Below are 12,307 nucleotides of genomic sequence, written 5' to 3'. Positions count from 1 at the left end.
CATGTGGGAGTTCCGCAACCGCAACATCTTCGGCGCGACCGCGTTCTCGACCTACGGCGGATTCTGGATCGGCCTGGGCCTGTACGTGGAGCTCGTCGCCGGCAAGGCGAAGAACGAGGCACAGATTCACGACGACCTCGGCTGGATCCTGCTCGCCTTCGCGATCTTCAACAGCTACATGTTGTTGTGGAGCACGCAGGTCAACACGGCGGTGTTCATGGTGTTCCTCACGTTGGAGATAACCGAGATCGTCCTGTTCATCGGTTTCTTCAACAACAACGCCGACACGATCAAGACCGGCGGTGTCATCGGCGTGGTCACGGCCGCGTGCGCCTGGTACACATCCGCCGCAGGAGTCATCAACAACATGGCTCCAAAACCGATTCTGCCGGTGGGCAAGCCGATTCCGCTGATGCGTCAGGCCTGAGCAGCCGGCGTTACGCCCTAGCTCATCGCACCACCTGCGCAGCGAAAAGCTGCGTGGGTGGTGCGCGGCATTTCCGGGGGTCGACAATGATCCGCACGCAACCTCGGCCCCGGAATCGAGAAACACCATGTCCCGTGACATCACCATCGGTTCGCTCGCCGACTTCCCGGACGGCGGGCTCGTGGCCGCCGATGCCGACGGCAGGTCGGTGATCGTGGCGCGCCGCGGCGAGAGCGTCTGCGTAGCCGCGAACAAATGTCCGCACCTGGGCTTCTCCCTGACGAAGGTCCCGGCGGGTTGAAGTAGTCCGACGGCGTCGTGCAGTGCGCCTGGCACAACTCCCGATTCGAGGTGTGCTCACCACCCTCCCGACCCGGGTCGTCGACGGCGCGGTGGTCGTCACCGTCGACTGAGACGGCCGCGCTCGACACCTGAGCTTCTCCGCGATGCAGTGCCGCGAGTGGATCCGGGGCATGCATGCTTGCGCGGATGGTGAAATGTCCGCGGCACGGCTGGTTCCGGATTCGTCAGGAGGGTGCGGCGACATGACTGTCGCAAATGATTTGTGGATCGACCTGTTGGACCCGACGCGGGAACAGGTCGAGAACTGCCTACCGGTCGAGGTGCACGACCAGGTGCTGGAACGGCTGTGCGTCTCACCGGCGCACGACGACGATCCGCGGCCGAAGTTCGAGTCCCACGGGGACTACGTCTACGGCGTGATCCTTATCGCGGTAGACGTCCCGCACGAGGACCTCGTGTACTACCAGGAAGTCGATCTGGTGCTGACCGCGCACCGGCTGATCACCATCCGCAAGACCCCGGTGGGCGGCCGTCCGCCTTATGAGCCTGCCCTGGCGATTGCCTCGTGCCAGGCGCGCGAGGGCGTCGGCATGGTGCTCTACCACCTGATGGACGACGTCGCTGAGCGCTTTCTCGATCTGATCGACGCGCTGAACGACGAGATCGACGAGCTCGAGGACGCCATCGACGAGTGGTCGGCGGAGCGCGTCCGCACCCGGATCTCCGACCTGCGCCACGACCTCCTGCACGTCCGCCGGGTGCTCGCACCGCTGCGCGACGCGGTCCGCCAGGTCGTCGACGGACGCATCGGGCTCACCGACGCCGCCGAGGTCTTCACCCATGAGGTCCAGCTGAACTACGCCGCGGCGTACGACAAGCTCTTGCGCTCGACCGACGGTCTGGAACTGGCCCGAGACCTGATCGCCTCGGCCCGGGACTTCCATCAGGCCAAGGTCGCCAACGATCAGAACGAAGTTATGAAGAAGTTCACCGTGATCACCTCGACGATCCTGATCCCCACTTTCATCGTCGGCCTCTACGGGCAGAACTTCACCCTGATCCCCGAACTGAAGTGGCACTACGGCTACGCCTACAGTTGGGCGCTCATGGTCGTCTGCACGACCGTTCAGCTGGCCATCTACAAGAAGCGGGGCTGGCTCTGACGGGGGAGCCAGGCCTCAGGCGGTGAGCTCGCGGATCCGGTTGCCGATCTCGGCGGCGACCGGGTCGATGTCGGCCAGCGTTGAGCTGCCGGTGATGCCCAGGCTGGCCAGCATCTGCGGCAACGCGGCCGGGTCGAACCCGGTGGTGCGGGAGAGCCGGTCCAGGTCGCCGACGAAGCGGATCCGTCCGGTCAGGAACGCGCCCAGGGCGGCGTTGGGCTTCTGCGTGACCAGCAGGTCGTAGGCCGTCGGGTAGTCGAGCGTCACGGTCAGGTCCGGATCGGGCAGCGCGCCGACCTCGAGTGTGAGCCCCTGCGGGCCGGAGTCGGCGTGCGCGTGAATCACACCGTCGTGCGCGACGGTCTCCGGGGCCTCGGTCACCTCGAGATTGATCCGAAGCTCCGGGATGGGCACCTCGGGCAGTTGCCCGGCGTACTCGTCGCGGACCGCACGGACCGAGTCGATCCAGTCCGCGGACAAGAACTCGTGCCCCATGTCTCCTCCGAGCCTCCGACACGATGTGGGCGTAGCCCTTCCTACCACGAGTCGGATTACCTCGCCGGCCACCGCTGTGCCGACACTCAGTGCCAGGCCTGCGACACATCGAGATGTCCGAAAAATGTCTCGCGGGAGGGTTACAAACCTACTCAGCATCGGGTTATTGTGCATCTCGGTTGCCCTCGCCGTCCAGAGGCGGGGAGACCGGGTTCGCCAGGCCGGAAGGGGAGATCGACGTGGGGATCAACCCGACCGCCACGCCGCCGCCGCGGGCGGAACCGCCGCGGCGGCGGCCCGGCCGTCCGGTCGGGTCGACGGCGGGCCGATCGGTGCGCCGCGGCGAGTACCTCGAGGCGATCATCGACGCGATCCGGCGCATCGGTCCCGAGGCCACGTTGGCCGAACTCGCCGCCGGCGCCGGGATGAGCAAGCCGGTCCTCTACGACCACTTCACCGACCGTCTCGGGCTGACCGCCGCCGTCGTCGGCGAGCTCGTGCAGAACGTCGCGGCCGACGCGTTGCTCGCGGTGCTCTCCGGCGGCGAGCCCGAGGAGCTCCTGGCCAAGGCCTTCGACGTGTTCGTCGCGTTCGTCGAGCAGGAGCCGCAGATCTACGGTTGGGTGCTGCGCGGCGTCCGGGAACTTCCGGCGGCCGGGCTGAGCGAACTGCCGATGGCGATGGCCGCGGGCAACAACCTCTCGATGGTCATCGGTTCGGTGATGCGCGGCGCGGGCGTGGACTCCGGGGCGGCCGAGCCGTGGGCGTTCGGCATCGTGGGCTTTGTGCTCTCGGCCACCGAGTGGTGGCTGATCCGGCGTTCGATGAGCCGCTCGGACTTCGTCGACTACCTGGCGAAGTTCGTCTGGGGCGGCCTGTCCTCCAGCGGCGTGGAGCGCATCAACGTCGCCGCCGTGCTTTCCGCGCTGCCCGCGGTGATCGAGGCCGCGCAGGCCGTCGTCGACAGTCCCGAACTGCATCCGCAGGCCCCGCCGAAGGGAAAGCGCTCGTGACTGCCGTGCCGCCGCCGTTGCCGGACCTGGACGAGCTGGCCAAGGGGTCCGCCTGGATGAAGGCTCGCGACGGGCTGGCCGAGGAACTGGCGAGCCTGCGCGTGCACGCCGAGCGCACGGTGCCGCGGATCCGGCGGCAGGCGCAGTCGCTGGCCCGGCCGCAGCTGAGCGGGCCGACGATCCTCGCCGTGCTGCGCACCTTCCTGCGATTCTGCTTCTTCGCCGTGCTCGGCCTGTTCGACGCCGGTCGCGGCCGGTCCTCGGCCGGGGTGCGGCGGGCCCAGCAGTTGGTCGCCGCCGGCGGTCCAGCTTATGTGAAGGTCGGTCAGTCGATCGCCACGGCCAACGGCTTGTTGCCCGACGAGTGGGTCGCCGCGTTCGCCTGGTGCCGCGACGAGGTTCCGGCGATGCCGTCCGGTGCGGCGGAGCGCGCCGTGCAGGCTTCGCTGGGACGTCCGATCGGCGCGGTGTTCCGCTCGTTCGACCCGGTGCCGCGGGCCGCGGCCAGCATCGCGCAGGTGCACGAGGCCGTCCTGCTCGACGGCACCGAGGTGGTCGTCAAGGTGCAGCGGCCGGGGTTGCGCAAGCGGTTCGGCTCCGACTTCCGCGTGATGTCCGTGCTCGCCGCCGGCGCCGAGCGGGTGAGTGCCTCGGCCCGGATGAGCAACGGGAAGGAGGTCCTGCCGCTGGCCGCCGAGTTGGTGCTGGCCGAACTCGACTTCCGCCTCGAGGCCCTGAACATGATCCACATCGCGGTGGCCGGCGAGGACGCGGGCACCGGATTCGTTCGGGTGCCGCAGCCGATCCCTGGCCTGGTCACCGCCGAGGTGCTGGTGATGGAGCGGGTCCCCGGCGTCCCGTACACCGCGGCGCGGGAACGATACGGCGACTCGGTCGACGGTGCGGCCCTGCTGCGGCTGGCCGCGGCCGGGGTGCTCGAGCACGCCTTGATCTACGGCGTCTTCCACGGCGACCTGCACTCCGGCAACGTGCTGATCACCGAATCGGGGACGATCTCGTTGGTCGACTACGGCGTCTGCGGGCGCATCGACGCTCGCGAGCGTGCCCTGCTGGTGCGGCTGCTGGTCGCCTCCATGCGACAGGACTCGCGCGGTCAGATCCTGGCCGCCGCCGAGATGGGCGCGTTGCCGGCCGGCGTCGACCTCGAGGCCGCGATCGCCGAACTGAACAAGTACCAGTCGCTGGTCACCGAGTTCACCGACGCGTCCTTCGACACCCTCGATCTGACTCTGATCACCCGTCAGATGCGGGCGGTGCTCGCGTCGCTGTTGAAGTTCGGCTTCAAGGCGCCCAAGGAACTCGTGCTCTTCTCCCGCAACCTGCTCTACCTCAACGGCTTCGCCGCGGCGCTCGCCCCGGAGGCGAACATGCTGCGCGAACTAGAGGCGCTGCTGGCGCACATGACCGGCAAGTACCCGCGGGAGCTCACCACGATCCTGCTCGGCGCCATCGTGCAATCGCCTGGAGAGGCACCGGCATGACCGGATTGCATCGAGCTCCCCGAGCGCGCCGCGGCATGATCCGTGGCTCCGCCTTGGTTGCCGTCGTCGGGCTCAGCGCCGTGGTTGCCGCGCCGGTCGCGGCGCAGAACACGTTCGTGCCCGGCACCGGGACTGCCTCGGCAGGGGTGGCCCGGATCGAACTGCGTTCCTCCGGCGCGGCCATCGGCGTCGGGCTCGGAGTGGCCCGCAGCCACTTCGCCGGTATGCAAGGCAACGCCGAGGCGGCCGGCGTGGACCTCGGGCTGTTGGACACGATGTCGAAGACCCCGTTGGCATGCGGGTACTCACCGGGCACGATGCTCCCGCCGGGTTCTGTCCCGTCCCGGGTCGTGGTCTCCTCCGGCGATGGCGCAAGCGAGAAGCGCACCGCGTCGGTGGGAGCTGGGACGCCGCTGCAGTTCGGGACCCAGTACGGCGCCGCCGCCCCGGACTCCTCCGCGACCGCTGCCGTCGACGGAATGAGCTTCGACCTGCCCGGTCTGATCCACCTCGTCGGCGGCACGGCCTCCTCGGCGGCGAAGCTCGTTCCCGGGTCCCAACGGCAATCGGACGCCGCCAGTGCGCTCTCCGAGCTCTCGTTGGCCGGTGGGCTGGTCCGGCTGGGCGGGCTGAACTGGACGGCCGATCACCGCAGCGGCGCGCAGTCCCAGGCGACGGCCGGGTTCTCGGTCGCCTCGGTCAGCGTCGGGGGACAGCCGCTGCCCACCGGGGATCCGATGCAACTGCAGGCGGCGATGGACGCGGCCAACACCGCGCTGGCCTCGACCGGCCTGTCGTTGAACCTGCCCGCGGTGACCCGTAGCGCCACCGCGCTGGCCGTCAGCCCGCTGCGGTTGTCGGTGGCGGCCACCCCGGCGGTCCGCGCGGCGTTGGGCGCGACGCTGGTTGCGATCCAACCGTTGCGGACTCAGCTGTTGACCCTCGTGAAGCCGTTCCAGATGAACCCGGACTGTGGCCTGGCGAAGGCGGTCGGCTTCGGTTACCTGTTGGTCGACCTGGTCTCGCTGGCGCTCGGCGACGACGGCGCGGTCGATCTCGACCTAGGCGGTGCTCGGGCGGGCACGGACGGCACGGCCTACGCCGACCCGTTCGCGTCCGGCTTCGGTCTCATCCATCCGACCGGCACGTCACCGCTTCCCGCGGCCGCCTCGCCGGTGGCACAGCCGGTCGCCGGTGCAGCCCCGACCGCCGTCGTGCCCGAGGGGGCCGTGCCGGTCGCGACCCAGCCGGCGGCCCGGCCGGTGGCGCTGGCGCCCACGGCGCTGTCGTGCCGCTCCACCCATGCCGGCGGAGGCTGCACGACCACCCACGGAAAGCTCGCCGCCTGGCTGTTGGTGTGCCTGATCGCGCTGCTGGCCGCCGCCGACCGCATCCGGGCTCGATTCACCTGAGCTTGCGTCAGTTCCCACCCCGCACCGTAAAATCGGAGGTCTGCGCGATGAAGCGATCGCCTCGTCGAACCCGAACTCTGGGCGGAACACCGCGCCGCCTGTTCGGCGGCTACGGGCCGCTGCTGGCCTTGGCAGTGGCATTCCTGCTGATCGTCACCCTGGTGCCGACAATCGCCCGCCAGGAGCTCGTCGAGGCCGCGCAGAGCAGCGACGCCGGCAGCCCTGCCGCAGCCACCACCACGGCGGCCGCGCAGGCGGCACGGGCCCATGGCGCGGCGGCGGCGGGCAAACCGGTCGCCGCGAGCGCGGCGCGACCGGGCGCGGCCGCACCGGGGGCGCCGGGCAGCCCGGCCGGTCCGTGCGCCGACCGAACCGTCCAGGTCGTCGGCGACCCCTACTCCCCGCCGTGCATCGCCTGGCCGAAAGGCAAGGACAACGGTGGCGCGACCAGTCGCGGCGTCACCAAGGACACCATCAAGATCTCCTTCCGCATGCCGATCGAGAACATCAGCGACTACGAGAGCGTGATCCGGCAACTGGCCGGCGACAAGGCCGACTCGATCCCCACGCCGACCGAGGCTGACGTGCGGCGCACCATCCAGGACTACATCACCTATTTCGAGCGCAACTTCCAGACCTACGGTCGAAAGATCGAGATGGTCGAGTGGAAGGGCAAGGGCTCGGTCATCAACGAGATCGTCGGTGCCGGGCAGGAGGCGGCCCAGGCCGACGCGATCAAGGCCGCCCAGGAACTCAAGGTCTTCGCCGACGTCAGCGCGTTCACCCAGCCGTACAACGATGCGCTCGCCCGGCAGGGCGTGGTGGCGATCGGCGCGCCGTACATGTCGCGGCAGTGGTTCGCCGCCCATCAGCCCTACAGCTGGAGTCCGTTCCCGGACTGCACCTCGCTGTCCGAGACCATCGCGGAGTACCTGAACAAGCGGGTGTTCGGGCACCCGGCCGACCACGCAGGCCCGGGAATCGCCGGTAAGCCCCGCAAGATCGGGCTGATCGCACCGGACAATCCCGAGTACCAGCAGTGTGTGGATGCCGGCGAGAAGATCATCAACGCCGCGGGCAACAAGGCCCAGCGCTACAACTACACGCTCGACCTGGCCACGCTGTCCGACCAGGCCAACAACCTCGCCGCGAAGCTGAAGCAGGACGGCATCACCACCGTCGTGCTGGCCACCGACCCGCTGCTGCCGCTGCTGCTCACCTCCCGGATGAGCCAGCAGAACTACTACCCGGAGTGGGTGGTCACCGGCACCGCATTGACCGACCTGGACGTGGTGGGGCAGTTCTACGACGCCTCGCAGTGGAAGCACGCCTTCGGGTTGAGCATGCTCGGCGAACAGCAGCCGCAGGGCGCCAGTTATGCCTACGCCGCAGCGAAATCCGTCGACCCGAACCACGAGCCGATCTTCGGTGCCGACCTGCTGTACTACTTCATGTACCTGGTCGCCACCGGCATCCAGATGGCCGGACCCGACCTGACCCCGCAGACCTTCGCCGCGGGCATGCGCGCCTATCCCGGCGGCACCGGACCGGCGGGCACGTGGGGTTACCCGAAGGGTCAGTACAGCCCGTACCGCGACGCCCGCGAGATCTGGTGGGATCCCAACCAGATCTCGGCGTTCAACAACGCCCCCGGCCGTTACGCGTCGACGAACCAGCGTTACAAGCCGGGCTCGTGGCCGGTCGGCCCGGCCGCGCCGCAGCAACTGCAGATCCCCGCACACGCGTCCACCGCACCCGAGGAAAAGCGATGACCCGCCGGGGTGACGCCCCGTCAGGTACCGAGCTCCTGCGCCGCTTGCCGACCGGCCCGACCGCTGCGGTGTTCGGCGCGGTGGGCGCCCTGCTGATCGCGAGCCAGGTCGCGCCCGGTCGCGTGCCGCTGGGTGTGGTCCTGCTCGGCGCTCTGATCGGCACCGGCAACGGGCTGCTGGCCGTCGGTCTGGTGCTGACCTACCGCAGCCACCGCATCGTGAACTTCGCGCTGGCCGGCATCGGCGGGCTCGGCGCGGCGTTGGCGATCGGCCTGCACCTGGGTCGCGGCGTGCCCTGGCTGATCGCGATCCTGCCCGGCCTCGGGCTCGGTCTGCTGGGCGGTGCCGTGGTGGAACGCGTCGTGCTGCGCCGGTTGGAGCACTCGCCGCGACTGGTGGTCACCGTGGCCACGATCGGCCTCGCCCAACTGTTCGCTGCGGGTCAGGCCGTCGCGCCCAAGATGCTCGGCGGACCCGTGCTGGTCGGGGCGTTCCGTACCCCGCTGACCCGTCTGCGGCTGCACGTGAACCCGTTGCTGATCTCCGGAGACGACCTGCTGCTGGCGGCGGTGGTCCCGTTCGTGCTGGGCGGGCTGACCTGGTTCCTGATGCGCACCGACGCCGGTGTGGCGATCCGCGGTATCGCGGAGAACGGCGAACGTGCTCGCCTGCTGGGAATCCCGGCACACCGCCTTTCCCTGTTGGTCTGGACCGTTGCCGGTGGGCTGGCCGCGCTGACCGTCACGCTGCGCGCGCCGTCCGACGGTCTGAACCTGTCGATCGCGTCCTCCGGCCCGCAGGTGATGCTGCCCGCGTTAGCCGCGGCAGTGGTGGCCGGGCTGCGGTCGTTGCCGCGGGCGTTCGGGGCCGGCGTCGCGCTCGGCGTGCTCGACCAACTGGTCCGCTGGAACAGCAGCAAACAGTCGCTGACCTCGGTGGTTCTGCTCGCTGTGCTCGGCGTCGTGCTGCTGGCCCGGCGCCCGGACCGCGGGCGTGCGGAGGCTGCCGGGGCCGAGGGCACCTGGGTGAACCTCGGTTCGGTGCGGGCCCTGCCCGCGGCGGTGCGCGCCCTCCCGGAGATCCGGTTGGCGGGCGCCACGTTGTGGATCGCGGCCGGCGCCGGCCTGCTCGGCCTGGCGTTGCTGGGATCTCCCAGCCAGCTCAACGTCGCGACGGTGGCTTCCTGCTACGCGGTGGTGACCGTATCGCTGGTCGTGCTGACCGGGTGGGCCGGAACAGTGAGCCTGGGTCAGATCGCGATCCTGGGCGCAGGCGCGACCGTGGCCGGCGACCTCATCGCGAAGTGGAACGTCGACTTCTTCGTCGCGATGGTGGCCGGGGGAGCGGCCGGTGCCGTGGTGGCCGTGGTGCTGGCGATCCCCGCGCTGCGCGTCGACGGACAATTGCTCGCAGTCACCACGCTGACGTTCGCGGTCGCGGTCGACACGTTCTTCCTCAACCCGACCAACTTCCCCGCGCTGGTGCCCGGCGCTTTCGACCGGCCGGTGCTGTTCAACCGGTGGGACATGCGATCCGAGCGGGTGCTCTATCTGGTCGGGCTCGCGCTGCTGGCGTTGGCCGTCGTGGTGGCGCGAAACCTGTCCCGTGGGCGGACCCGGCGCACGATGATCGCGGTGCGGGACAACCCGCGCGCGGCCGCGGCCGCCGGCGTCGACGGGATCCGCTCGAAACTGACGGCTTTCGTCGTCTGCGGCGTGCTGGCCGGGATGGCCGGGGCGATCCACGCCAGTGCATTGGGCGCGGTCGGCCTGCACACCTACAACACCTCGCTGTCGCTGTTCGCGTTCACCACCGTGGTGATCGGCGGCGTGAGCTCGGTCGGTGGAGCGCTGGCGGCAACGACGTCGCTCTACCTGCTGATCTACTGGCTGCCGCAGCTGCAACTCGTCGCGACCGGTGCCGGAGTCCTGCTCGTGCTCCTGCTGCTGCCCGCCGGGATGGCCGGTGCCGGCGCCTCGCTGCGCGACCGGTTCGCGCTGCGCATCGCGCGCCTGCACCGCATCGAGTGGGACCCGGACAGCGTCGCCCCCTCGACGCCACTGGTGACGGCACGCCGGGCCGTCGACGACGTCGGAGAACCCGACACGCCGGCACAGGTCGAGGGATTGGCGCTGGGGTGCCGGGGCGTCGAGGCGCGTTACGGGGCCAACCAGGTGCTGTTCGGCGTCGACCTCGACGTTGCTCCGGGCGAGATCGTCGCGTTGCTCGGCACCAACGGCGCCGGCAAGTCCTCGCTGCTGCGTGCGCTGTGCGGGTTGCTGCCCCGGACGGCCGGCGAGGCCTGGCTTGCGGGACGTTCGCTGGACGACGTGGCGCCGGAACGGATCGCCGCTGCCGGCCTGGCGTTGATGCCCGGCGGGCGCGGGATCTTCCCCACCTTGACCGTCACCGAGAACCTGCGGCTGGCGACCTGGCTCGTGCGTCACGACGCGACGGCTGTGACCCAAGCCCGCCGGCAGGCGCTGGAGCTCTTCCCGCCGCTGGCCGCCCGATTGGACACCCGGGCCGGCGACCTGTCCGGTGGCGAGCAACAGATGCTGTCGCTGGCCATGGCGTTGGCGGTCCGCCCGCAGGTGCTGTGCATCGACGAGTTGTCCCTCGGCCTCGCGCCCGCGGTGGTGGCCCGCCTGGTCGAGGTCGTCCGCGCCATCAACGCCGACGGCGTGACCGTCGTGGTGGTCGAGCAGTCGGTCAACGTCGCGCTGCTGCTGGCCGAACGCGCGGTGTTCCTGGAGAAGGGCCAGGTCCGCTTCGCCGGCGCCACTGCCGAGTTGCTGGATCGGCCGGACATCCTCCGCGCGGTATTCCTCGGGGCTGCAGCCGGTGTCGCGCCGGGGGAACCGGTCGTGCGTGCAGCGATCGACGCGCCCACGGTCCTCGAGGCCCGCGGGCTGACCAAGCGCTTCGGCGGGATCACCGTCGTCGACGACGTCGATCTGGTCGTGCCGGCCGGGAGCATCGTCGGGTTGATCGGTCACAACGGCGCCGGGAAGACCACTGTGCTGGACCTGCTGTCGGGATTCCTCACCGCGGACGCCGGGAGCATCACGCTCGGCGGGGCCGACATCAGCGACGCTCCGCCCGCCGGTCGGGCCTGGGCCGGCCTCGGCCGCTCGTTCCAGGACGCCCGCCTGTTCCCGGCCCTGACCGTGGCCGAGACCCTGGCCGTCGCCCTGGACCGGCACCTGGCCAATCGCGACCCACTGGCGGTGGCGTTGTGGTTGCCCGCTGCGTTCGACGTCCAGGACGCCGTCGCCGCCCGCGTCGAGGAACTGCTGAGCAGCCTGGGCCTGGTCCGTTACCGCGACCACCGGACCGCCGAACTCTCCACCGGCACCCGCCGCATCGTCGAGTTGGGCTGCGTCCTGGCTCAGGCGCCGGACGTGGTGCTGCTCGACGAACCCTCGGCCGGGCTGGCCCAACGCGAGGCCGAGGCCCTGGTCCCGGTGTTGCGCCGGGTGCAGGCGGAGCTCGGCTGCGCGATGGTCGTCGTCGAGCATGACATGGCGTTGCTGGCCGCGCTGTGCGACACCATGGTCGCGCTGCAGGCCGGGCGGGTGATCGCCACCGGCCGGCCGGTCGAGGTGCTGGAGCACAGCGACGTGATCAGCTCGTACCTGGGCACCGAGCAGACGAGCATCCACCGCTCCGGCGTCCGGGTCTGAGCCGGCTCGGCCCAAGGTCGCCGGGGCGCGGCGATGGGGGCGGTCCATCGCCGCACCCCACGGCCCCGCGCCGTGTCGGCTGGGGCCGTCCCGGCTCCCATGGGGAGGGGGACCGGGACCGGACTGGGTGGGTGTGCCTGCCGTTGCTACGACAGGGAGCCCTTGGTGGAGCTCTTGCCGCGTCCGGGCAGGTTCAGCCGGCCGCCCTTGGCGCCCGCGGTGGGCAGTACGACGATGTCGCCGGGCTTCAGTGCTGGTGAGGTCACCTCGGTACTGGTGTCGCCGACCAGGCCGGGGGTCACCGGCACCGTGACGTAATCCTTACCGCGCTTCACGGTGACGACGGCCTGGTTGCCGACCGCGCGGATGGCGTTGTTCGGAACCTGGAGGACGTTGTCCTTCTCCGCGGTCGTAATTACCACAGATGAGCTCTGGCCCAATTTCTCCTCGGCGGCGTTGCCGGCGAGGTCGATCTTGACGTTGTACTCCACGACGTTGTTGATGACGGTTTCCTGCAGGTCCTGCTGCCCGACG

10 protein-coding genes are annotated in these 12,307 nt (G+C 70.0%); 8 read left to right on the top strand and 2 right to left on the bottom strand.

Features of this window, described 5'->3' with window-relative positions; all coding sequences use genetic code 11:
* The 3 genes from VHU88_08350 to VHU88_08340 all read left to right on the top strand — a co-directional run.
* The coding region (locus VHU88_08350; protein ID HEX3611680.1) for an acetate uptake transporter at positions 1 to 427 on the top strand (427 nt) is incomplete at its 5' end.
* A gap of 127 nt (positions 428 to 554) precedes the next feature.
* Positions 555 to 728 carry a Rieske 2Fe-2S domain-containing protein gene (locus VHU88_08345; GenBank protein HEX3611679.1) on the top strand — a complete coding sequence of 58 codons (174 nt, stop codon included), beginning with the start codon at positions 555 to 557 and terminating at the stop codon, positions 726 to 728.
* A 244-nt stretch (positions 729 to 972) separates the two neighbouring features.
* The gene (locus VHU88_08340) at positions 973 to 1,893 is read left to right on the top strand and encodes a magnesium transporter CorA family protein (GenBank protein HEX3611678.1); all 921 of its coding nucleotides are present in this window, start codon (positions 973 to 975) and stop codon (positions 1,891 to 1,893) included.
* 15 nt (positions 1,894 to 1,908) lie between these two features.
* Here the strand turns inward: VHU88_08340 and VHU88_08335 are convergent, their stop codons facing one another.
* Positions 1,909 to 2,388 carry a hypothetical protein gene (locus tag VHU88_08335; GenBank protein HEX3611677.1) on the bottom strand — a complete coding sequence of 160 codons (480 nt, stop codon included), beginning with the start codon at positions 2,386 to 2,388 and terminating at the stop codon, positions 1,909 to 1,911.
* A 239-nt stretch (positions 2,389 to 2,627) separates the two neighbouring features.
* On the opposite strand from VHU88_08335, the gene VHU88_08330 reads away from it, so the two are divergent.
* The 5 genes from VHU88_08330 to VHU88_08310 are packed head-to-tail and all read left to right on the top strand — an operon-like array spanning position 2,628 to position 11,773.
* Entirely contained in the window at positions 2,628 to 3,401 is a 774-nt protein-coding gene (locus tag VHU88_08330; GenBank protein ID HEX3611676.1) for a TetR/AcrR family transcriptional regulator, read from the top strand.
* A complete protein-coding gene (locus VHU88_08325) occupies positions 3,398 to 4,903 on the top strand; it encodes an AarF/UbiB family protein (protein ID HEX3611675.1) in 1,506 nt (501 codons plus the stop codon). The genes VHU88_08330 and VHU88_08325 overlap by 4 nt, the downstream gene beginning before the upstream one ends.
* The gene (locus VHU88_08320) at positions 4,900 to 6,315 is read left to right on the top strand and encodes a hypothetical protein (protein HEX3611674.1); all 1,416 of its coding nucleotides are present in this window, start codon (positions 4,900 to 4,902) and stop codon (positions 6,313 to 6,315) included. Before VHU88_08325 ends, VHU88_08320 begins: the two co-directional genes overlap by 4 nt.
* Positions 6,316 to 6,362: 47 nt before the next feature.
* Positions 6,363 to 8,087 (top strand): hypothetical protein, encoded by a 1,725-nt coding sequence (locus VHU88_08315; GenBank protein ID HEX3611673.1) that lies wholly within the window; start codon positions 6,363 to 6,365, stop codon positions 8,085 to 8,087.
* Positions 8,084 to 11,773 carry an ATP-binding cassette domain-containing protein gene (locus tag VHU88_08310; GenBank protein HEX3611672.1) on the top strand — a complete coding sequence of 1,230 codons (3,690 nt, stop codon included), beginning with the start codon at positions 8,084 to 8,086 and terminating at the stop codon, positions 11,771 to 11,773. The genes VHU88_08315 and VHU88_08310 overlap by 4 nt, the downstream gene beginning before the upstream one ends.
* A gap of 146 nt (positions 11,774 to 11,919) precedes the next feature.
* On the opposite strand, the gene VHU88_08305 is transcribed toward VHU88_08310, so the two are convergent.
* The coding region (locus VHU88_08305; GenBank protein HEX3611671.1) for a hypothetical protein at positions 11,920 to 12,307 on the bottom strand (388 nt) is incomplete at its 5' end.

This window comes from Sporichthyaceae bacterium (assembly GCA_036269075.1).
GTDB lineage: Bacteria > Actinomycetota > Actinomycetes > Sporichthyales > Sporichthyaceae > DASQPJ01.
The sequence above is the reverse complement of the archived record's forward strand: the minus strand, read 5'-3'. Positions and strand labels throughout refer to the sequence as shown.